The organism is Pseudomonas sp. GW822-FHT03F04, assembly GCF_058801405.1.
The window spans coordinates 440,628-462,434 of the sequence record NZ_JBXANF010000003.1 but is presented as its reverse complement, the minus strand read 5'-3'; the positions used below and the strand labels follow the sequence as shown (position 1 = coordinate 462,434).

General features: G+C 59.0%; 21 protein-coding genes and 1 tRNA gene. 12 read left to right on the top strand and 10 right to left on the bottom strand.

Annotated features, from left to right (window positions below):
• Positions 1 to 37: 37 nt before the first annotated feature.
• A complete protein-coding gene (gene rfbC / locus AC1RMX_RS08730; protein ID WP_096821926.1) occupies positions 38 to 583 on the bottom strand; it encodes a dTDP-4-dehydrorhamnose 3,5-epimerase in 546 nt (181 codons plus the stop codon).
• A gap of 175 nt (positions 584 to 758) precedes the next feature.
• On the opposite strand from rfbC, the gene AC1RMX_RS08725 reads away from it, so the two are divergent.
• The 3 genes from AC1RMX_RS08725 to AC1RMX_RS08715 all read left to right on the top strand — a co-directional run bounded on the left by AC1RMX_RS08725 (position 759) and on the right by AC1RMX_RS08715 (position 5,415).
• On the top strand, positions 759 to 3,671 hold the full coding sequence (locus AC1RMX_RS08725; protein WP_493071472.1) for an aminotransferase: 2,913 nt from the start codon (positions 759 to 761) through the stop codon (positions 3,669 to 3,671).
• A 179-nt stretch (positions 3,672 to 3,850) separates the two neighbouring features.
• Complete coding sequence (gene aguA, locus AC1RMX_RS08720; protein WP_096821928.1) at positions 3,851 to 4,957, top strand: agmatine deiminase; 1,107 nt, start codon at positions 3,851 to 3,853, stop codon at positions 4,955 to 4,957.
• 245 nt (positions 4,958 to 5,202) lie between these two features.
• Positions 5,203 to 5,415, top strand: a complete 213-nt coding sequence (locus tag AC1RMX_RS08715) for a hypothetical protein (protein WP_065257771.1) — start codon at positions 5,203 to 5,205, stop codon at positions 5,413 to 5,415.
• Positions 5,416 to 5,479: 64 nt separating this feature from the next.
• Here AC1RMX_RS08715 and AC1RMX_RS08710 read toward each other — a convergent pair whose 3' ends face one another.
• Positions 5,480 to 7,567 carry a TonB-dependent receptor gene (locus AC1RMX_RS08710; RefSeq protein WP_096821929.1) on the bottom strand — a complete coding sequence of 696 codons (2,088 nt, stop codon included), beginning with the start codon at positions 7,565 to 7,567 and terminating at the stop codon, positions 5,480 to 5,482.
• 266 nt (positions 7,568 to 7,833) lie between these two features.
• On the opposite strand from AC1RMX_RS08710, the gene AC1RMX_RS08705 reads away from it, so the two are divergent.
• The 6 genes from AC1RMX_RS08705 to AC1RMX_RS08680 all read left to right on the top strand — a co-directional run bounded on the left by AC1RMX_RS08705 (position 7,834) and on the right by AC1RMX_RS08680 (position 12,532).
• The gene (locus AC1RMX_RS08705; RefSeq protein ID WP_096821930.1) at positions 7,834 to 8,502 is read left to right on the top strand and encodes a DsbA family protein; all 669 of its coding nucleotides are present in this window, start codon (positions 7,834 to 7,836) and stop codon (positions 8,500 to 8,502) included.
• A gap of 298 nt (positions 8,503 to 8,800) precedes the next feature.
• A complete protein-coding gene (locus AC1RMX_RS08700; protein WP_096821931.1) occupies positions 8,801 to 10,087 on the top strand; it encodes an OprD family porin in 1,287 nt (428 codons plus the stop codon).
• Positions 10,088 to 10,319: 232 nt separating this feature from the next.
• Positions 10,320 to 11,066, top strand: coding sequence for a 2OG-Fe dioxygenase family protein (locus tag AC1RMX_RS08695; RefSeq protein ID WP_096821932.1), 747 nt, complete (start codon positions 10,320 to 10,322; stop codon positions 11,064 to 11,066).
• 79 nt (positions 11,067 to 11,145) lie between these two features.
• Positions 11,146 to 11,523, top strand: a complete 378-nt coding sequence (locus AC1RMX_RS08690; RefSeq protein ID WP_096821986.1) for a GNAT family N-acetyltransferase — start codon at positions 11,146 to 11,148, stop codon at positions 11,521 to 11,523.
• Entirely contained in the window at positions 11,520 to 12,236 is a 717-nt protein-coding gene (locus AC1RMX_RS08685; RefSeq protein ID WP_192559507.1) for an AzlC family ABC transporter permease, read from the top strand. The genes AC1RMX_RS08690 and AC1RMX_RS08685 overlap by 4 nt, the downstream gene beginning before the upstream one ends.
• Entirely contained in the window at positions 12,215 to 12,532 is a 318-nt protein-coding gene (locus AC1RMX_RS08680) for an AzlD domain-containing protein (RefSeq protein WP_007909127.1), read from the top strand. Before AC1RMX_RS08685 ends, AC1RMX_RS08680 begins: the two co-directional genes overlap by 22 nt.
• Here AC1RMX_RS08680 and AC1RMX_RS08675 read toward each other — a convergent pair.
• Positions 12,449 to 13,375, bottom strand: a complete 927-nt coding sequence (locus tag AC1RMX_RS08675) for a LysR family transcriptional regulator (RefSeq protein WP_085712740.1) — start codon at positions 13,373 to 13,375, stop codon at positions 12,449 to 12,451. The two genes, AC1RMX_RS08680 and AC1RMX_RS08675, sit on opposite strands and share 84 nt — an antisense overlap.
• A 447-nt stretch (positions 13,376 to 13,822) precedes the next feature.
• Between AC1RMX_RS08675 and AC1RMX_RS08670 the strand changes: the two genes are divergently transcribed.
• The 3 genes from AC1RMX_RS08670 to AC1RMX_RS08660 all read left to right on the top strand — a co-directional run bounded on the left by AC1RMX_RS08670 (position 13,823) and on the right by AC1RMX_RS08660 (position 15,683).
• Entirely contained in the window at positions 13,823 to 14,332 is a 510-nt protein-coding gene (locus AC1RMX_RS08670; protein ID WP_493071468.1) for a PBECR2 nuclease fold domain-containing protein, read from the top strand.
• Between the two features lie 372 nt (positions 14,333 to 14,704).
• Entirely contained in the window at positions 14,705 to 14,923 is a 219-nt protein-coding gene (locus AC1RMX_RS08665) for a tautomerase family protein (RefSeq protein ID WP_065257763.1), read from the top strand.
• Positions 14,924 to 14,972: 49 nt separating this feature from the next.
• On the top strand, positions 14,973 to 15,683 hold the full coding sequence (locus tag AC1RMX_RS08660; protein WP_096821934.1) for an SDR family NAD(P)-dependent oxidoreductase: 711 nt from the start codon (positions 14,973 to 14,975) through the stop codon (positions 15,681 to 15,683).
• A gap of 190 nt (positions 15,684 to 15,873) precedes the next feature.
• Here AC1RMX_RS08660 and AC1RMX_RS08655 read toward each other — a convergent pair whose 3' ends face one another.
• The 7 genes from AC1RMX_RS08655 to AC1RMX_RS08625 form a co-directional block, all read right to left on the bottom strand.
• Positions 15,874 to 16,698 carry a 2OG-Fe(II) oxygenase gene (locus tag AC1RMX_RS08655; RefSeq protein ID WP_493071466.1) on the bottom strand — a complete coding sequence of 275 codons (825 nt, stop codon included), beginning with the start codon at positions 16,696 to 16,698 and terminating at the stop codon, positions 15,874 to 15,876.
• Between the two features lie 348 nt (positions 16,699 to 17,046).
• A tRNA-Thr gene (locus AC1RMX_RS08650) sits at positions 17,047 to 17,122 on the bottom strand.
• A 75-nt stretch (positions 17,123 to 17,197) separates the two neighbouring features.
• Positions 17,198 to 18,034 (bottom strand): FkbM family methyltransferase, encoded by an 837-nt coding sequence (locus tag AC1RMX_RS08645; protein ID WP_493071464.1) that lies wholly within the window; start codon positions 18,032 to 18,034, stop codon positions 17,198 to 17,200.
• Positions 18,035 to 18,378: 344 nt separating this feature from the next.
• On the bottom strand, positions 18,379 to 19,614 hold the full coding sequence (locus tag AC1RMX_RS08640) for a methyltransferase (RefSeq protein WP_493071462.1): 1,236 nt from the start codon (positions 19,612 to 19,614) through the stop codon (positions 18,379 to 18,381).
• Positions 19,595 to 20,284 (bottom strand): ABC transporter permease, encoded by a 690-nt coding sequence (locus AC1RMX_RS08635; RefSeq protein WP_007952568.1) that lies wholly within the window; start codon positions 20,282 to 20,284, stop codon positions 19,595 to 19,597. The genes AC1RMX_RS08640 and AC1RMX_RS08635 overlap by 20 nt, the downstream gene beginning before the upstream one ends.
• Positions 20,281 to 20,976: an ABC transporter permease gene (locus AC1RMX_RS08630; protein WP_096821938.1), complete on the bottom strand. Its 696-nt coding sequence runs from the start codon at positions 20,974 to 20,976 to the stop codon at positions 20,281 to 20,283. The genes AC1RMX_RS08635 and AC1RMX_RS08630 overlap by 4 nt, the downstream gene beginning before the upstream one ends.
• 78 nt (positions 20,977 to 21,054) lie before the next feature.
• Entirely contained in the window at positions 21,055 to 21,804 is a 750-nt protein-coding gene (locus AC1RMX_RS08625) for an ABC transporter substrate-binding protein (RefSeq protein WP_096821939.1), read from the bottom strand.
• Positions 21,805 to 21,807 lie beyond the last annotated feature (3 nt).

Sequence of the window (21,807 nt, the reverse complement as noted above, 5' to 3'; positions counted from 1 at the left end):
TCGGGTGCACAGCAGCGCTGAAGTTTCACACAGGCATTCAGGAAAAGACGTCGGCGTCCTTGAGGAGTGCACCCGCCTGATCCTTGGCCGACAGTTTCGGTTCTTCGTCCAACTGCCAGTCGATGCCCAGATCCGGGTCGTTCCAGCGAATGCTGCGCTCCGCGGACGGGGTGTAGTAGTTGGTGGTCTTGTAGAGGAACTCGGCGAATTCGCTCAACACCACGAAGCCATGGGCGAAGCCTTCCGGTACCCAGAGTTGGCGGTGGTTTTCGGCCGACAGCCGTACAGCAACCCATTTGCCGAAGTTCGGCGAGCTGCGGCGGATATCTACCGCCACGTCGAGCACTTCACCAACGGTGACACGGACCAGTTTGCCCTGAGTGTTTTCCAGTTGGTAATGCAGGCCGCGCAGCACGCCTTTCTGCGAGCGCGAATGGTTGTCCTGGACGAATTGCGTATCCAGACCGGTCGCTTCCTGAAAAGCCTTGGCATTAAAGCTTTCGTAAAAGAAACCACGCTCGTCACCAAACACCTTGGGTTCGATGATCAGAACGCCGGGCAGATCGGTAGCGATTACATTCATGAGTTTTTTCCAGTGAGAGGTGTGAATGGTCGACATTCTTGCGCAAAGTGCCGGTGGGCGCGAGTGGTCTGAAACATTTCGCCCGAACTTGCGATCCCGTCCGACGGAGCAGGGGTTGCGAATCGTCCAAAGCAATGGCGATATAGGCGCCTAATAAAATTTCAGGGGTCGTTCCATGTCGTTCGCCACGTTGATTCATCGCGCCAGTCTGCCAGGCCCACAGGTCACTGCGGAGCAGGCGTTGCAGGTTCTGGCGCAGCATTACGGGCTGAACGGCACGTTGCAGGCACTGGGTAGCCAGCAGGACCTCAACTATCGCGTGGACAGCGAGCGCGGGCGATTCGTGCTGAAAATCTGCCGGGGCGACTATTCGCTGGTGGAGTTGCAGGCCCAGCACGCTGGCCTGAAATATTTGGCCGAACACTGCGATGTCCATGTTCCCCGGGTCATCCCGGCCAATGACGGCCAGGACCTGTTGTCGCTGGAGATCGGCGGTGAAGCGGTGCATGTGCGGTTGCTCGATTACATCGAAGGCCAGCCGCTGACGGCGCTCGATCATCTTGGCCACGAAGTCGTCGCCGGATTCGGCCGGCTCTGCGGTGAAATGGACCTGGCCCTGGCCGGGTTCGACCATCCGGGGCTCGCGCGCACGTTGCAATGGGATGCGCGCCACGCCAGTGCCCTGATCGAGCACCTGCTGCCGGTGATCGAGGATCAGCGCCAGCGCGCACTGATCGCCGAGGCCGCCGAACAGGCTGGTCGCCGTCTGCAACCGTTGCTGGAAAAGCTGCCGGTGCAGGCGATCCACATGGATATCACCGACGACAACGTGGTCTGGCAGCGTGATGCCCGGCGACACTGGCAGTTACAGGGCGTCATCGATTTCGGTGATCTGGTGCGCACCTGGCGTATCACTGATCTGTCGGTCACCTGCGCGGCGTTGCTGCATCACGCCGGGGGCGATCCGTTCGTGATCCTGCTGGCAGTGCAGGCCTACCACGCGGTCAATCCGTTGCAACACGAAGAATTGCAGGCGTTGTGGCCGCTGATCGTGGCGCGCGCGGCGGTGCTGGTGCTCAGTGGCGAGCAACAGGTCAGCATTGATCCGGGCAATACCTACAGCCGCGACAACCTCACCCATGAATGGGAAATCTTCCGGGTCGCCACTTCGGTGCCGCTGGCGCTGATGGAGGCGGCGATTCTCTCGGCGGTCGGGCGGACGTTGCCGGCCATCGACAGTGAAGGCTTCGCGCCGTTGTTGCCCGGTCTGGTCGGGCGCGAGTTCGCGCTGATTGATCTGGGTGTGTTGAGCGCGCACTTCGAGGCGGGCAATTGGGAGCAATCGGGCATTGATCAACGTCTGTTGAACGAGGCCGCCGCCATCCACGGTCTGGCCGCCAGTCGATACGGGCAATACCGTCTGTCTCGTACCCGGCCTGACAGTGCCGAGGAGCCAGAAACATTCCCGCTGCACGTTGAGTTGCGCGTACCTCAGGGTACGACGGTGGAAGCGCCGTTTGCGGGCGTTCTGCATCTGTCGGCTGACGGCGCGCTGCGACTCGATGGCCCGCAACTGTGCGTGCGCCTGTGGGGCGTGACGCCGTCGCTGCACAGCGGCGCGGCGCTGGTCAAAGGCCAGGTGCTGGGTTCGGTGGACGGTCCGCTGATTGTGCAACTGGTTCGCGATGCGCACCTGGAGGCACCGCTGTTCTGCACGCCGACCCGCGCGCCGGCGTGGCAGGCGCTGTCCCCATCGCCAGCGGCGCTGCTGGGCCTGGCCTGCGACGCGGAGCCGGAGCTGGATGCGAAAACCCTGCTGGCGCGCCGTGATGCCAGTTTCGCCCGCACCCAGAAACATTATTACGTCGACCCGCCGCGCATCGAGCGCGGCTGGCGCAATCACCTGATCGACATGCAGGGCCGCTCCTACCTCGACATGCTCAATAACGTCGCGGTGCTCGGGCACGGTCATCCGCGCATGGCAGCGGTCGCGAGCCGGCAATGGTCACTGCTCAATACCAACTCGCGTTTCAACTATGCGGCGGTTGCCGAGTTTTCCGAACGCTTGCTGAAGCTGGCGCCGGAAGGCATGGACCGGGTGTTCCTGGTCAACAGCGGCAGCGAGGCCAATGATCTGGCGATCCGTCTGGCGTGGGCCTACAGCGGCGGGCGCGACATGCTCAGTGTGCTGGAGGCCTATCACGGCTGGACGGTCGGCGCGGATGCAGTGTCGACCTCGATTGCCGACAACCCGCAGGCCCTGAGCAGTCGTCCGGACTGGGTGCACCCGGTGACTGCGCCGAATATCTATCGTGGCGAATTCCGAGGCCTCGATTCGGCGCCGGACTACGTGCGCAGCGTCGAACACAACCTGGCCAAAATCGACGAGCAGAAGCGGCAACTGGCCGGGTTCATCTGCGAGCCGGTCTACGGCAATGCGGGCGGGATCTCGCTGCCGCCGGGCTATCTGAAAAAAGTCTATGAATTGGTGCGCGCCCGGGGCGGCGTGTGCATCGCCGACGAGGTGCAGGTCGGTTACGGGCGCATGGGCCACTTCTTCTGGGGCTTCGAAGAGCAAGGCGTGGTGCCGGACATCATCACCATGGCCAAGGGCATGGGCAACGGCCAGCCACTGGGCGCCGTGATCACCCGCCGGGAAATCGCCGAAGCGCTGGAAGCCGAGGGTTACTTCTTCTCGTCCGCGGGCGGCAGTCCGGTGAGTTGCCAGATCGGCATGGCCGTGCTCGATGTGATGGAAGAAGAAAAACTCTGGGAAAACGCCCAGGTGGTCGGCGGGCACTTCAAGCAGCGGCTGGAGGCATTGATCGATAAACATCCGCTGGTCGGTGCGGTGCATGGCTCGGGGTTCTATCTGGGGGTCGAACTGATCCGCAATCGGCAGACCCTGGAGCCGGCAACCGAAGAAACCACGTTGCTGTGCGATCGCCTGCGAGAGCTGGGGATCTTCATGCAGCCGACCGGCGATGACCTGAATATCCTCAAGATCAAACCGCCGATGGTCACTTCGCGTCAGAGCGTGGATTTCTTTGTCGACATGCTGTCGAAGGTGCTGGAAGAAGGCCTCTGAGCCTGTGATAGGCCGATTAATGCCGATTTGTATCGGCATTAATCGGTAGATTCAAAAGCGATCATTTGTTTTTAGCTTTTAAAGTCGATATTTATCGTTTATAAAGTCGCCATAGTCCGTCGTCCAAACCTGTTCGGCGCGTTGAACACCCTCGACCGTTCCCTGGAGTCCTGATCGACATGACCACCTTGAAAAGTACCCCACGCGCCGATGGCTTCCACATGCCGGCCGAATGGGCGCCGCAAACCCAGACCTGGATGATCTGGCCCGAGCGTCCGGACAACTGGCGTCTGGGCGGCAAGCCCGCGCAGGCCGCTCACGCCGCCGTGGCCAAGGCCATCGCGCGTTTTGAACCGGTGACCGTGGCAGTGTCCGCCGGCCAGTACGAAAACGCTCGCGCTCGCCTCGATGTACCGAATATCCGTGTGGTCGAGATGTCCAGCGATGACGCCTGGGTCCGCGACAGCGGTCCGACCTTCGTGATCAACAACAGCGGCGAAGTGCGCGGTGTGAACTGGGACTTCAACGCCTGGGGCGGCTTTGATGGCGGCCTGTATTCGCCGTGGAACCGTGATTCTCAGGTTGGCGGCAAGATCCTCGAGATCGAACGCAGCCCACGCTACCGCACTGAAGGTTTCGTGCTTGAAGGCGGCTCGATTCACGTCGACGGCGAAGGCACCCTGATCACCACCGAAGAGTGCCTGCTCAACCGCAATCGCAACCCGCACCTGGGCCGCGAAGAAATCGAAGCGGTGCTCAGCGAAAACCTGTCGGTGGACAAGATCATCTGGCTGCCGGATGGCCTGTTCAACGACGAAACCGACGGCCATGTGGATAACTTCTGCTGCTACGTGCGTCCGGGCGAAGTGCTGCTGGCGTGGACCGACGATCCGCAGGATCCGAACTACCCGCGCTGCCAGGCTGCGATGAAAGTGCTGGAAAGCAGCACCGACGCCAAGGGCCGCCCGTTCACGGTGCACAAGATGCCGATTCCGGGGCCGCTGTTTGCCACCGAAGAAGAATGCGCGGGCGTGGACCCGGTGGACGGCACTCAGGAGCGCAACCCGAGCGTGCGTCTGGCCGGGTCCTACGTGAACTTCCTGATCGTCAACGGCGGCATCATCGCACCGAGTTTCGACGATCCAATGGACGCCCCGGCCCGCGAAATCCTGCAGAACCTGTTCCCGCAACACGAAGTGGTGATGGTGCCGGGTCGTGAACTGTTACTGGGTGGCGGCAACATTCACTGCCTTACCCAACAGCAACCCGCGCCGCACAAAGAGTGAGTGCGGATGTAACAGCTTGAGTTGATTGAAAAATCGACCGGGCAGTCATTTGTTGCCCACGCTTGAAGAGAAACCCGCAGCCCGTCAGGACTGCGGGTTTCTTTATATCCGCCTGTCGGTATTTTCAACACATTGGCATAGCTCTTGTATCGCTCATGACGCACTAGGGAGGGGGGAGAACTTCAACAGTTCTGTCATAAACCTTGGATAACGTAGCCGCTCACGAACGGGGAGAGAGCGCTGAAATGAACGCCGAAGTGAACGTAATCAGCGAGCGGACGTTGCATCCCATGGCTGTAAATAGTGAGTCGCTCCAGATTGTCGCGCACTGGTTGAAATCCAATGGAACGCGTCAGATCAGGGAACCTGATCCGCGCCGGATGATGATCGAGCGTTACCCCGCTGGCCTGTTCAGCGAGGCCGAACTGGACGCATTGTGGGATGTGATGGAAGGATAAGAAGAACAGACAAGGATTGTAAAAAGCGCTGCCGGGATGGCAGCGCTTTTTTTATGGGCGTGAATCAGAAGCTGTAGGTGCCGGTCATGACCAGGCTGCGTGGTGCGCCTGGCTGGATCTGGAAGGCGCTGGTGGCCGACGAGTAATACTCGCGGTCGGTGATGTTGTTCAGCGCTGCGCGCAAGTCCCAGTCCTTGTGGCGGTAGCCGACCAGGGCGTCCCAGCGACCGTAGCCCGGCAACACGGTGGTGTTGGCGTTGTCGGCGTAACGCTGACCGACCAGGGTCAGACCGGTTTCGCCGTACCAGCCCATCTCCGGTTTCCAGGTCAGGAACAGGCTGCCGTTGTGCTTGGCGACGTTGTTGACGCGTTTGCCTTCCAGGCCGTTGTTGTCCTTCTCGATGGTCGCGTCCTGCACACCAACGCCACCGCGCACGTACCAGTTGCCGACGATCTTGCCAGTACCGGTCAGTTCGATCCCGCGCGAGCGCTGCAAACCGCTCATCACGGTCAGCGTCGGATCGACCGGGTCGGTGGTGCGGCGGTTGTAGAGTTCCAGCTCGTAGACGGCGAGGGTGGTGCTCAGGCGATCGTCGAGCCAGTCGCTCTTGACGCCGATTTCCTTTTGCTTGGTCAGCTCCGGACTCAAGTCGTTGGTGTTGCCGGCTGCACCGGGGGTGATACCGATCAGACCGCCGCCAACCGGCGAAAACGTCTTGGTCCATGAAGCGTAGAACGAGTGATTCTGCAGCGGCGTCCAGACCACGCCGAAACGCGGACTGGTGCTGTGGCTGTCGCGGTCCTCGGAGATGTTGCGCAGTTTATTGGTCGACTCGATATCGAAAGTGTCGTAGCGCAGACCGGCCAGCAGTTGCCATTCATCGTTCAGGCGCAGTTGATCCTGAACATAGATCGCGCGGCTTTCGACTTCGGTGTGGCTGCTGCTCGACACCTGCATGCGCCCGGTGTGGCGCTGGCTGCGATCCGGGTTGTACAGATCCAGCGACGGCACCGGTTGGGTGCCACGACCGGTGGCCGCGTTGTACAGGGTCGGGTCGCGGCGCTGGCTGCCGGTTTCGATCCCGGTCAGCAGTCGATGTTCGAGGCCGAAGGTATCGAAGCCGCCTTCCAGTTCGACGTTGTTGAACACGTTGCGGGTGGTCAGGTCCTGTTGCCAATGCTGGCGGGTGACCTTGTTGGTCTTCGCATCGAAGCCGGTGAGGTAGGTGTTGTCGAAATCGCTGTCGAGCTTGAACACACCGAGCGTGTGGCGCAGTTGCCAGTTGTCGTTGATTTCATAGCTCAGTTTCGAGCGCAGGGACTGCGTCTTGTCGTCGATGAAGTCGTGATCGTTGCCGTAGGTCGTGTCCCGGCCGACATCCGCCGGACGTCCACCGACCCCGGGAATGCCGCGATCCGGCGTGCGGTTGTAGCGGCTGTATTCGTATTGCACCAGCCAGTTCAGGTCAGGCGTGAGCTGCCAGCTCATCGACGGCGCAAACAGTTTGCGGTTGCCGCTGACACCGTCGCGGAAGCTGTTCTCGTCCATGTTGCCCATGTTCAGACGCAGGCTGATGTTCTCGCTCGGGTCGGCGCTGAGGTCGGCGTACAGACTGCGCAGATCCTCGCTGCCGCCCTGGGCCTCAATGGTCGAGCGGCGGCCGAACTCGGGCGCCTTGCTCACCCGGTTGACGATCCCGCCCTGGCTACCACGGCCGTACAGCACGGCGGCGGGGCCCTTGAGTACTTCGACGCGTTCGATGTTGTGCAGATCGCGCTTGTACTGGCTGTCGTCGCGGATGCCGTCCAGGTAGAAGTCGTTGCTGGCGTCGAAACCACGGATGCGTAGGCTGTCGAAGCGCGTGTCGCCTCCGCCGCTGACGTTGGGAATCCCGCTCAGGGCATCTTCGATGTCATTGACGCCGTAATCCGCGACGTTGGCGGTCTTGATCGAATCGATCGCCTGCGGCACGTAGCGCACGGGGGTGGACGTGCGGGTTGCGGTGTTGCTGACCTTTACGCGCGGGTCGTCGGCCTGCGCTTCAGCACTGATCGAAGTGGCGGGAAGTTCGGTCGCGGAGTAAGCGAAACCAGAGGACAAAAAGGCAGAAAGCCCAAGCGTGACGGGCGTGAGACGGAACGGGGCAGGCATTGAAAAGCGCATCCGGAAGGGTGGAAGAATTCGAGTGCGCGAATGGTAATGCTTTGCATTTACTTCCGTTAATTATTCCTGAAAGGTTCCGTTGTTTGATTGTTTCATTTTGTTTCAGGTCTTTTTCAAGACTGTTACAAGACTGACAACGACCCCATTCGACCGATTGCCGAAACAGACTGAAAGCCATTCCGGCGTTTTTCCGCAACGACCAGAGGATTAAGGTGGCGACATCGTTTTTCCCACCTTCTTGCCGGAGCTTTCCGATGACGCTTCATTACATCTACGACCCTCTGTGCGGCTGGTGCTATGGCGCCAAACCGCTGGTACAAGCCGCACAACAAGTGCTGCCGGTGATCGCCCACGCGGGCGGCATGATGACCGGTGCCAACCGCCAGAGTGTTTCACCGCAACTGCGCAATTACGTGATGCCTCACGACCGACGCATCGCCGAATACACCGGACAGCCGTTCGGCGAAGCCTATTTCGAAGGTCTGTTGCGCGATCACACGGCGGTTTTTGATTCCGCGCCACCGATTGCTGCTGTCATGGCAGCAGAAAGCATCGATGAGCGTGGCCTGGAACTGCTTGGCCGTTTGCAAACCGCACACTATGTAGAAGGCCGGCGAATTGCCGATGAAGCCGTGCTCGTGGAGTGCGCGGCAGAGATGGGCTACGAGGCGGATACGTTCCTCAAAACCCTCAAAGCGACTGACACCGATCAACACATAAAGAACAGCCGCGCATTGTTGGCGAAACTCGGTGGCCAAGGCTTTCCGACCTTTGCGCTGGAACAGGACGGGCAGTTCACCCTGATCGATATCGGCCCGTGGCTCGGCAAACCGCAGGCCTTTGCACAGTGGTTGAGCGAGTCGATTCCTTCGGCACCATCGGCGCAAACCTTGCCGGTTTGCGGCCTCGACGGTTGCGCGTGAGACGGCATCAAAATCCCTGATTACAGGCGTTTCCCTGCACGCAGCCATCGAAAAATTTACTTTTTTTAGACGATTTTTGCCTATTTAAAGACGATTCTTGAAATTGACACATTGTTCAGGGCGCGGCTACGATTCGGCCCAACGCCTGTGGCCAACCGCCATGACTCAAAAATAATAAGAAGGCCCGCCACGACTTTGTCGTGGGCGGGCCTTTTTGTTTCGGGGTGAAAAAAGAGTGCATTAGCGCCGTTTCAGCCGTTCGACACAGCGCGTTTCAACCCGTAATAAGGAAAACAAAATGTTGAACAAGCGGATCAGTCTGATCGCATTGGGGATGTTGAGCGCCACTCAGGCCATGGCTAACGACCAGGCCGAGTCCAAGGGTTTTGTTGAAGACAGCAGCCTCAAAGTGCTGCTGCGCAATGCCTACATCAATCGTGACTACAAAGACGGCAACAAGGACAAATCCGAGTGGGGCCAGGCGGCCATCGGTACGTTCTCGTCCGGTTTCACCCAAGGTACTGTCGGTGTCGGCGTTGACGCATTCGGCCTGTACGCCCTGAACCTGGAGCGCAGCGAAGATCGCAGCGGCGCCCAAGGTATCGACTTCTTCAAGAAGGGCGACAGCGGCCACCCGGCCAACGACCTGTCCAAGGGCGGCGCAGCGGTGAAATTCCGCCTGTCCAACACCACCCTGACTTACGGTGACCAGATGCCGGCCCTGCCGGTGCTGAACTACGACAACTCGCGCCTGCTGCCGGAAAGCTACACCGGTACCTTGATCACTTCCAAAGAGATCAAAGGTCTGCAACTGGATGCCGGTCGTTTCACCGCCGAATCGCGTAAAAGCGCTGAAGGCCGTGACAGCGGTGGTCTGAAGTCGATCAACGTGTTGGGCGGTAGCTACCAGTTCACCGAACAGTTCAAGGCAGCGCTGTACGCTTCCGACGTCGAAGACGTGCTGAAGAAGCAATACGTGAACGCCAACTACGTGTTCCCGATCGACAAGGATCAGTCCCTGACCCTGGACTTCAACGGTTACCGCACCAAGCTGGACAACTCCTATGTCCGCGAAAACGGTGTGACCGGCGACGACAACAAGATCTGGAGCCTGGCAGCGACCTTCGCTACCGGTCCGCACTCGTTCACCGTGGCACACCAGCGTTCCACCGGCGACAGCAACCTGGGTTACGCCTATGGCGGCTACCAGAAAGGTCAAGGTCGCGTGGGTGACGGTGGCAACACCATCTACCTGGCCAACTCCTACTGGTCGGACTTCAACGCTGAAGACGAGCGCAGCTGGCAGTTGGGCTACGGCCTGGACTTCGGCGCATTCGGCGTACCGGGTCTGAGCTACAACTTCGCGTACGTGCGTGGCGATAACATCACCACGTCCACCAGCGAAGGCGGCACCGAGCGCGAAATCTTCAACCAGTTCAAGTACGTCGTGCAAAGTGGCCCGGCCAAAGACCTGAGCGTGAAACTGCGCAGCTCGATCCTGCGTGTTTCGCAGAAATCCAGCGAATACAACGTCAGCGGCAACGAGCTGCGTGTGTTCGTGGATTACCCGATCAACATCTTCTGATGATCGGTTAAGGCTGCGAAACGCCATAAAAAACCCCGACTGGTTCGGGGTTTTTTTTTGACGTTTTTTGAAAAAAAAGCATAAAAACCCGTGTTTTTGTCATTTGAAACGCACTTTGAAGGCGTTTCAAATCGCGTTTCAAACAGGGCTTTAAATGCCTGAAATTCTTTCTCATGGACGCAAATTCTCCACCTAATAGATTAGGCCGCTCAATGCAGCGGAGAATTTGGTAATGATCGTTTTAACCAGAGAAGTGGGCGAATCGCTACGGCGTGACAAGTACGCCAATGTGCAGGGTGCTGACTTCAATCTCTACGGTCATTTCGCCGACTTCGTCAGACTGACCAAAAGTTGGGAAAACATGGAGCCTGACAGTTACTACGGTCAGGCCGAAGCCGGCATGCGTTACCGTCGTTACAGCGACTTTGAGTACAACCCCAAGACACGCGAACTGAAGCAACTGGAACATCGCGCGTACGTGCAGTCCAAGGAAAACAATGCTTACGTGGGCGGCGTTGTACGGCACTTCCAGGACTTCTCTGATGAAGTCATCAGTTCGCCGGTGATGCGCAGCCTGATCGACACCGATTTCGAAGTGTACAAAAGCGTGTTGCCGGAAGAGCTGCACGATGAAATCTGGCAATGCCAGATCCATCAGATCCGCATCGAGATCAAACCCGGCAAACAACTGGAAATCACGCCGGAAGGCATTCATTGCGACGGTTACCCGTTCAGCGGTGTGCACTTCTGGGGCCGCAACAATGTCGAGGGCGCCGAAAGCCGTCTGTACGACATTCACGAGCAGCAACTGGCGTCGACCACTTACCTGGAAATCCTCGACACCACTTACTTCCTCGACCGCGACATGCGCCACTACGTGACACCGGCACGCAATACCCACTCCCATGCCATGGCGTACCGGCAGATTCTGGCGATTTCCTTCTCGCGGCCCGGGACCGCTTTCGACATTGTTCGCTAATCAGATCACTCAAATTGACGGCGTCGAATGCTCGACGCCGGTGGTGCTGCGGCGCGCGACGGCCAAGGATGCGCAGCGCATGGAGCGCTTCTTCCGCCAGTTCGACGAAGTGTCGTTCTGCGAATGGCAGGACGCCAAATGCCTGCGCGGTGTGCTGATCCAGAAAACCACCACGGCGTATCTGGCCTTCGATGTCGAAGGCGAGATCGTCGGCGCGGTGCTGGGCGGCATGCTGGGCAGTCGCGGCACGATCAACCATCTGGCGGTCAGCGCGCGCTATCGCAGCCAGGGCGTCGGCCAGCGGCTGGTGGAAGCGGCGTCGGCCGACATGAAACGGGTCGGTGTGCTGCGGATGTTCCTGTTCGTCGATGATGCTAACCTCGCGGGCAAGCGTTTCTGGACTGCCCAGGGTTTTTGCGAACCACACGGCGAGCGGACATTTGAGAGGGATCTATGAATGAAACATCCGGCAGTGCGCCGCTGATGGTCGACCGTCAGCCGTCGCGCACTTTTGCCGAAGCCAGCCCGGTGGTGGCCGGTTATTTCACCGTGTCGTTCGTGTTCGGGCTGATGGCGGTCAACGCCGGGCTGCCGCTGTGGCTGCCGGTGGCCATGTGTCTGTTCGTGTATGCCGGGGCTTCGCAATTCGCGGCGCTGGCGCTGATCAGCAGCGGGGCGTCACTGACCACCATCGTGCTGACCACGTTTCTGATCAATGCGCGGCACATGCTGATGTCGGTGTACATGGCGAAGGCCCTGCGGGCGCTGGGCCTGAGCCGCATGGAGCGCTGGTGCTACGCCGGCGGCCTGACCGATGAGTCGTTCGCCTTCCACAGCGTCAAGCTCGGCACCGGGGTGCCGGTGAACATCCGTTATCTGATCGGCTTCAACCTGTTCTGCCACACCTCCTGGGTGATCGGCGGATTGCTCGGCGCCCTGTGCGCGCAGTACGCGTCGCATCTGATCAAATACCAGCTCGACTATGCGCTGACCGCGATGATGCTCTACGTGCTGGTCTCGCTGTGCAACACCCGCAACAAACTCATCGCCGCACTGGCCGCTGTGGTCTGCATGGGCGCACTGAGCCTGGTCGGCAGCTCGCCATTCAACGTTTTCATCGCCACGTTTGTGGGCTGCGGAGTGGGTGTATGCCTGACCAAACGTTCCTGATTCTGGTGGTCGCGCTGATGATGGCCGTGACCTTCCTGCCGCGTGCCTTGCCGTTGCAGGTCAACACCGAGCACTGGCCGCCCTTCATCGCCCGGGCGCTGGAATACCTGCCGGTGGCGATCGTCGCTGCGATCAGCCTGACTCCCTTGTTGATCAAGGATCAGCACATACAGCTCGATCGCCCGGAATTCTATGCAGCGATTCCGACGCTGTTATGTGCGTATTTCAGCAAAAACCTCTTTCTCAGTGTGGCGGTTGGGACGGCTGCGTACATTGCGCTCGGCTCGTTCATGTAGCGGCAGATCGACCACATCGTTCAACGCCTGGCCGGACAGATCCGGGTTGTTCACCGCCAGGCGCACTTCGAGGAAATCCTCGAACCCGGGGAAAATCGTCAGGCCGTTCTTCTGTGCGGCCTCGCGGGAGACCATGCCGACCGCGTCCATCTGCGTGATGAGCGACAGGGTCAGCGTTTCGCTGCAGGAATAAATCGTCCGTTGGCTGTTCTCGTGATTACCCAGCCCGGCGTCGAGAAAACGCAAAAAGCTGTGGGAATACGGACAATCCTCTGCCGGACGCACCTGAAACTTGTTGCCGAGCAACGTCAGCGGATCGTTTTCCTGACCGCAATGCGCGCCGACCACTTGCACCTGCACTTCAGGCAGGACAATGCTCGGCAAACCCGGACGCTGCGGGCCGATCAACACCGCGAGGTCGAAGTCCTCGTTCTTCAGCTTGCTGAGGTTTTCCATCGACTCGGCGTAGCTGAATTCCATCTGGTAGTCGGGAAACACGTCGATCAGGCGTCCGATCAATCGTCGGTTGAAATCCGGGTCCAGCGTGGTGTTCAGCGCCACTTTCAACGTGCGCTGTCCCGGCACCTTCAACGCCTCGACTTTCTCTTCCATCTGCCGCGTGGCTATCAGCACTCGGTCCATATAGGGCGTCAGCTCCGTGCCTTGCGGCGTCAGCGTCAGCCCTTTGTTGGAACGGCGAAACAAGCGGAAACCGAACTGTTCTTCGACCTTGTTCAACTGCGCGGCCAGGGCCTGCACAGTCAGGCACGAATGCTCGGCTGCGGCCGACAACGAGCCGGTCTGCACGATGCGCATGAGGTTGCGTAAGGTTCTGCTATCCATGGGTAATGCCCTCTGAAGTGGGCTGGGTATTGTTGTGTACGTGACGGCCTGAACGGCTCCATTTGCCGGCTATATTCCTGCACCTGAGCATAGTTGTCGCGCAATTAGTAGCGAATTGATGTCCCTGCCGATGGCTGGAGGCTGACACAGGATCGGGGTTTTTGGTGACGTGGGGGTGATTGGGGTCAAAAAAAGTGCCCGACTCGAAGGAGTCGGGCACTTTTTTTGTGCGGTTGGGTTACAGCGGCTGGGACAATTTCGTACAGCCATCTCGCGCTGTTCAGCGTTGATGCCGGAAGCGTCCTATTGAAAGACAAGAACGGGCTGATTTATTACCGCAGCACAAGTAGCTGAAATATCAGGTAGTTAATTTCGGGACTTTTTCAGTCCGAGGCCATTGGATATCCAGGCAATGCCGGCATCCGCGAAGCTAGCGAGAAGATGCCAATGAGTGTGCCTGGGAGCAGGGCGTTACCTGAACAAAAGAACTGGAAGGATCTTGGTTTACCGGACATTCGGGACATTGATCCCGAGTTGCTGACTTCTGCGATCAGAGAACGTCCGGGCGCCGAGAGTCTGGAGGCTGCATGGGAGCAAGTTGCCGAAGGCTTCGGACTTCAGGACGGCCTCAATTCAAAAGTGATTGAGACACCCATTTGCCCAGTTCTGGTGAGGCGCGAGCACTTGTTGCACATTGTGGAAAAACGTCCGAATGCTCGGGAGCGCTTCACAGACTTCGCGGAGGACACCCTGAAAAAGCCGTTAGAAATCTGGAAGATTTCCTACGATGACGACTCTTTCCGGCTCTCATATATCGGTGCCTACAACACGAAATACCAGATGCTGGTCGTGATCCATGTCGATCATGGCAACGTACTCTGGAAGTTCATGAACTGTGACAAAAAGGGGCTGAACAAGCATCGGCATGGAGAGCTGCTGTTTCAACGTTACCGATGACCCAAACAAAAAGGGCAGCCTTAACAGGCTGCCCTTCACGAAAAAGTTGCTTGATATTGTGCTCCCTCAAGCAGGGGAGAAGAGGTCTCACCCGAACGCTGATTTTCAGGTCATCAACGGGGTTCCTAACGCCGACTATCGCCACCTGATGGCAGTCGGTTTCGCGCTCTTGGTGCCGATTCTCGGCCACTGAATCTGATGTGTCAACCTACGACTTCAATGGGTAAGCGGTAGCGACATCGGCGTATCAATTCATTACACCACCTCACAAATGAAGTACCCCACCCCTACTTTTTCCCCCACCGGCACACGCCTAAATTGAGCTCCAACACCTGACCATCATCCCGAGGCCAGGTCACTGGAGTAATCGTCATGCCATTTGTCAGCGTACGCATCACCCGTGACGGTGTTACCCGCGAGCAGAAAGCTCAGGTGATCGCCGAAATCACCGAAACCCTGGAACGCGTCCTCAACAAACGCCCGGACCTGACCCACATCGTGATCGAAGAAGTCGACACCGATAACTGGGGTTACGCCGGCATCACCACCACCGAATACCGCCGACAACTGGCGGAACGGAATCAGTCATGACCGCACTCACTGTCTTTTCGGTCACCATCAACCTGTTGAGGATTTCATCATGAGCCATTCGAAAAAAACCGTCGTCATCACTGGCGCCTCCCAAGGTCTGGGCGAAGGCATGGTCAAGGCCTTCCGTGAACTGGGCTACAACATCGTCGCCACCTCGCGCTCGATCAAACCGTCGAACGACCCGCAGATCCTGACCATCGCCGGCGACATAGGCGATCCTGCCACCGCTCAGCGTGTGATCAGCGAAGGTGTGGCGCGCTTTGGCCGCATCGACACCCTGGTCAACAACGCCGGCATCTTCGTCGCCAAACCGTTCACCGCCTACACCCCGGAAGACTACGCGGCGGTGCTGTCGGTCAACCTCAACGGCTTCTTCTACATCACCCAACTGGCCATCGCCGAAATGGAAAAACAGGGCAAGGGCCACGTGGTCAACATCACCACCAGCCTGACCGACCACGCGGTCGACGGCGTGCCCTCGGTCCTCGCCTCACTGACCAAGGGCGGCCTCAACGCCGCCACCAAATCACTGGCCATCGAATACGCCAAACGCGGGATCCGGGTGAACGCGGTGTCGCCTGGCATCATCAAGACGCCGATGCATGGCGAGGAAACCCACGCGGCACTGGGGGCTTTGCACCCGGTTGGGCACATGGGCGAGGTCGACGATATCGCGCAGGCCGTGGTGTATCTGGATAACGCGGCGTTTGTGACGGGTGAGATTCTGCATGTGGATGGCGGGCAGAGCGCCGGGCACTGACCGTCGGCGTGTCGATCGGGTGCAACTGACTGACCTGATGCGGCTGGCCGAGGCTTCGGTCAGCTGCATCCATACAAAATTGTGAACGATAGGATCAAGCCGCAGGGGGGGGGCTTGTTTTTCTTACGCCTGTCAATGAAACCAGGATTGCAGAATCAATCTGATACCGAATGGATCGCTGAAATTCGGCTCAATCATTTTGATCCTTTTTGTTGATCAGCTTCGTTCCTCGTCCCACTCGCAGCGCTTTCGAGACCACATTACGAAGGCTGTTGTCCACAATACCCAGCAGGCGACGACCTGTTTCTTCCGGGCGGCCACTGAACGACGTTACGTGAAAGTATTCGTGATCATCCGGCGAAGTTGCCGAGAAGTAATAGTTGGAAACACAGCACCGAGGCATTTCGGCGCGAACACCGCTCACGGAGTGCCAGGAGTATTTGTTGGTTTCCATCACCACCAGGCGATTGCACTTGGACACGATCGTTTTCTGCTGCTTGACCTTCGGATCCCACAGCTCAAAGTTGCCGCCATTTTCAAGCGCCCAGTTGGGCGACACGTAATAGAGCAGATTCAGGCGGCGGTACAGGTTGCGTGTGCCGTCGTGGCTGTTGTCGATGTGAGGGTTCAGAAAGTCGCCTTGGAACATCATCGACAGACCGCCGGCGTACAGGCTTGGGTCCGGCACGACATCATCCATCCCGACCAGTTGTGCAACCTTGGCCACAACAGATTCGTGCTGCATTGCGTAGGTCACGGCGCTCAGGATCTGCGGATAGTCGGAGAGATTGGTCAGCGTTTTTTTCTTCTCCCGGAACGACTGGCGGTCAAAGAACCCATCAGCATTACGCGGGAACGCCTCATAAATCGCCTCGGCCATTTCGTCCGTGAGCAGGTCGTCAACGAAGAAGTGGCGAGTGTGGGTGCCCTCGGGATTGTTCCACTGTCTCTGAATGTCAGTGCCCATTTCGTCAAGCCGATTGACGATAAGCGCAGCGATTTGTGTGACTTCCATTTGAGATCCTTGGCCTGGTGGCATTTGAGCGACCAACATTCTCCCCGAAACGGATCATCGTATTCAAACGGAAGCAGCGGGTTGCATTTGCGACCACGCTGGGATTGCCGGATAAGAGCACCCATCAATGCACTCGATGCCGAGCAGTACAAGCGCCGTTATGGCCATTCGGCAAGCGTGACATCCATGAAGGTGCTCAGGAATCTGCAACCGGCTTGAAGTGATCAGTCTATGGATTGTTCCGATTAAAACTGGCAACACGATTACTGATGATCGGAGATGTAGACGAAATTTGGACACTCCAGAAACAACAAAGCCCCTGCATTTCTGCAGGGGCTTCGTTTTGTATGGTGCCGGCACCAGGAATCGAACCCGGGACCTACTGATTACAAGTCAGTTGCTCTACCATCTGAGCTATACCGGCGTGTGGGCGACGATTATAGCGACTCGGTTGCTTCTGTAAACCCCTGAATTCAGACTATTTTTGCGCGGGCTCCGATCAAGCCCGACGCAGGACGTTGCGCAGTTTCTGGATCGCTCGCCAGGCGCGGTTGTTCTGGATGGCGCGCAGTTGGGCTTCGGCGTGTTCGGCGCGTTGCAGAGCGGCGCTGATTTGCGCCAAGGCGTCGGCTTCGCCGGGGCTGACGGGGTGGGCGAAGGGGTGGCCGAGGCATAGCTGGAAGTTGTCGAGTTGGCAGGGCGCCATGTCAAAGGCCGGTTTCAGATTCAGGTGTTCGTCGGCCAGGAAATAGCTGTTGAGGCCGTCGAAGCAAACGTTGGTGTAGCCGGCGTCGGTGACCAGGTGTTCCCAGGTGTGGTCGCGTTCGAACGGAGTTTCGATGAGGATGATCCATGGACGGAAGCGGCTGAAGTCCATGCCGCGCAGCACGGTTTCCTCGTGGCCTTCGACGTCGATTTTCAGGAAATGGATTTCGCGGCCGCTGGCGTGTTCTTCGCAAATCGAGGTCAGGGTCCGGGCCTGGACAGTGAGGCTGCGCACATCGAGGCCGAGATCGCGGCGCTCCTGGGCGGTGACGGGGTCGGCGGTGGACAGGCCGGTCCCGGGAATGCCGTAGAAGGTCACTTCACCGGGCTTATCACTGGCGATGCATTGCAAGGTCGTGTCGCGCGGGCGTTGTTCGCACAGGGCGTCGTGGAAGTTCTGCATCGGCTCGACGTTGATGCCGCTCCAGCCGCGATCGTAGAACGCCTTGGTGACCGAGTCGTGGGTCGGATCGTTGGCGCCGACATCGATGTAGAAGCCGTTTTCAAAGAACTTGAGGGCGCGCCACAGGCGGATGTCTTCGAAATTCTGTGCGTAAGAGATGAACGTCACGGTCGCTCCCTGTCGGTCAGGTTCTTCTTGTTCGTGCGTGCGCTGCCGGCACGGTGTGAGCCTGTATAGCAAGGGTGGTGGGCAGGCGCAATTTTCGGTTGCCGGCGTCCGTGATTCGGCGGTTATGTCCTTTTGCTTGGGGGCTTATGCACAACAGGCGTTTAATTCGACAGGGTCAGGCGGGATTTTGTGGACGGGTTCTCATTTGAATCGCAAATCCCTGTTTTACCGGTTTTTTATTCATGTGAACAAAAAATGACCAGGGCTGTTAATGGCTTGAAACAGCCGTGGATATTGGATCCACGAGAAATCCATCAACAGAGTTATCCACAGGCTGTAAGGATTTAAGCGCGTTCGGCCAGCAACAGGAAATTACGCGGTGTGAGCGGCGCCTCGCAGAAGGTACCGAGACGTACGACGTATCCCTGTTCGCTGAGGAAAAGTGCCCGATCAAGATTCAGCCAAAGCTCCAACGGTCGTCGGAAGAGTCCGCGCATTAATTCCAGGTTGCGAACTTCGGCCAACCGCTGCCAACCCGCTGCTTCCAGTGCCGGCCAATCGCGCTCGCCGATTGTGGATAACTCTTTCAACGCCGCCAGGTCGCGACAGAAGTCGTCGAACGGCTTGTCCAGCCAGGCGCTGGGAAGGGATGGCGTCGGGAGGTACTCGTCGATGCCCCGCACTTGCCGTTGCAGCAGATCGAAGGCCAACCGACGGGCCATGGAGGTATCACGTTGACGTCGGACGCGGGCCCCGGCAGTGACGGTTTCGCTCATCGGTAGGGACAGATCTTCCAGCGAGAGCTGTAGGTCTGATCGCGAACCAGCGGAGGACAATGCCTGATATTCAGTACGACTGATCCGGTTGTAGCAGCACGGTGCGATCGCCAATTGTCGGCAGCCAGCGTCGGAAGCCAGTTGCATCAGCCGCACATGCAGGTCGCCGCAAGCGTGTAGGGCGACGGGTGTGTGCTCTGCGTTCAGCAATAAAGCGGTGTTCGCCGCGAGCACATCCTGCTCGACATGCAGCGCATGCAGGCGATGACGTTGACTCAGCGCCTGACCGCTGGCGACCAGCGCCGGGTCATATTCCAGACAGATGAGTTGCTGGTCAGCGCCGAGCAGGCGACGGCCCAAATGACCTTTGCCCGAACACCAATCCAGCCAGTGCTTCGGTTGTGAGGCAAACGACAAACGGCTGGCGAAGGCCTCGATCTGCTGCCATTTGCGCCCCGGCACATCGACATTCAGTCGATGGCTGGAAGCTTCCAACTCGTGTGCAGGTAATTCACCCACCGAGCTCAGCTCAAGCGATAACGCTGCCAATGAAGCAAAGGGTTCGGGCGCACCCAAAAGTTCGGCAGGATGGTTGTGGGCGTTTTCCGCATCCTCCAGCGACCGGCCACGTAGCCACAAGGCCAGCTCCGGGTAGGACGCTTCCCAGGGCAGTTGCAGATGAGTGAACGGGCGGGGTTTCCACAGCGTCTGATGCGCCGTGAGAAATGTATCCAGTGCCGTGAAACGGGCGAGCAGATCCTCGCCCGTCAGCACGTAAGAAGCTTCAGCGCCCCTGGCACGCATCGACGCGCAGCCAGCGTTCCAGCAACTTGAAGCCGCGAACCAGCACGTAGGCCATTACCAGATAGAACACACCGGCCGCGAAGAAGATCTCCACCGGCAAGTAAGTGCGGGCAATGATCGTACGGGCCATGCCGGTCAGTTCCAGCAAAGTCACGGTACTGGCCAGGGCACTGGCCTTGAGCATCAGGATCACTTCGTTGCTGTAGGCCGGCAAGCCGATGCGCGCAGCACGCGGCAGGATGATGTAGAACAGCGCTTTCGGCCGGGACATGCCCAGCGCCCGCGCCGCTTCGATTTCACCCGGGGGAATCGCCTGGATCGCGCCGCGCAGGATCTCGGCGATGTACGCCGCGGTGTGCAGGGTCATGGTCGCGGTAGCGCACCAGAACGGATCGCGCAGGTACGGCCACATCGAGCTGTTACGCACCGCGTCGAACTGCGCCAGGCCGTAATAGACCAGGAACAACTGAACCAGCAACGGCGTGCCACGGAAAAAGAAGATGTAGGCGTAGGGCAATGCGCGCACGTACCACAGCTTCGAAGAACGGGCGATGCCCAGCGGGATTGCCAGCAGCAGCCCGGCGATCACGGCGATGGCCACCAGTTCCAGGGTCAGGGTCGCGCCCTGAGCCAGTTTCGGCAGCCACTTGATGATGACTTCCCAGTTCATTGAGCGCTCCTCGCGAAGCCGCGTGCGGCGCGTTTTTCCAGGAAGTGCATGCCGGTCATGGCCAGTACGGTCAGGCCCAGGTACATGAAGGCGGCGACCATATAAAAGGTGAACGGCTGTTTGGATACGGTCACGCCGATCTGCGCGTGTCGCATGATTTCTTCCAGACCGATCACCGACACCAGTGCGGTGTCCTTCATCAGGATCATGAACAGGTTGCCCAGACCGGGCAGGGCGATGCGCCACATCTGCGGCATGATCAGCCGGGTGAAGATCCGCCATTTCGACAGGCCCAGGGCCACGCCGGCCTCACGGTGGCCTTTGGGAATGGCGAGGATCGCGCCGCGGAACACTTCCGTGGCGTAGGCGCCGAAGCACAGGCCCAGCGCAATGACGCCGGCGGCGAAGGCGCTGAGTTCCAGATCGGGATTGCCGAAGAACTCACCGAGGGCGCGCATGGCGTTGACCGTACCGAAGTAGATCAACAGCACCCAGAGCAATTCCGGGACGCCGCGCACCAGGGTCGAATAAGTGCCGCCAAGCCATTGCAGCGGCTTGTACGGGGAAGTCTTGGCCAAGGCGCCGAGCAGACCGAGCACCAGCCCGAGGCACAGGGCCGAGAGTGCCAGTTTGACGGTCATCAGCGCGCCGGCGGCGAGCGCCGGGCCGAATCCGTAGAGGTCGATAATCATGGATTTCTTTTCAAATCGCGGCAGGCAAGGCCGGGGATCGGCGCCACTCTGTAGCGGCGTCGATCCGGCAGGTCAGGATCAGTAGATGCTGAACGGGAAGTACTTGTCGTTGATCTTCTTGTAGGTGCCGTCGGCAACGATTTCCTTCAGCGCGACGTTCAGCTTCTCGCGGATGGCGTCGCCTTTACGTACAGCGATACCGATCTTGTCGCTTTCTTCCACCGGGTCGCCCTTGAATTCGTAGGCTTTGCCGGCGTCGCTTTTCAGCCACTCGTAGTTGACGTATTTGTCGGCGAGGATGCCGTCCAGGCGACCGGAAGTCAGGTCGAGGTAGGCGTTTTCCTGGGTGTCGTAGAGCTTGACGGTGATGTCGTCACCGAAGTGATCTTCCAGGAAGGTGCCGGCCAGGGTCGCGCGCTGGGCGCCGATCACTTTGCCCTTCAGTGCAGCCTTGTCGGTTTTGAAGTCGACGTTTTTCGGCGCGATGAATTGCAGCTTGTTGGAGTAGTACGGGTCGGTGAAGTCCACCGCTTGCTTGCGCTCGTCGGTGATCGACATCGAAGAGATCAGGAAGTCGAACTTCTTGGCGTTCAGGGCCGGGATGATGCCGTCCCAGTCGGAAGTGACCACGGAGCACTCGACTTTCATCTTGGCGCACAGGGCATCGCCGATGTCTTTGTCGAAGCCGACGACGTTACCGCTGGCATCTTTGTTGTTGAACGGCGGGTAAGCCGCTTCGATGCCCATCTTCAGGGTCTCGGCCATGGCGCCGGCGCTGAACGCCAGGGAGACGGCGGCGGCCAGGAAGACCTTTTTGTAGTTCTGCATGCG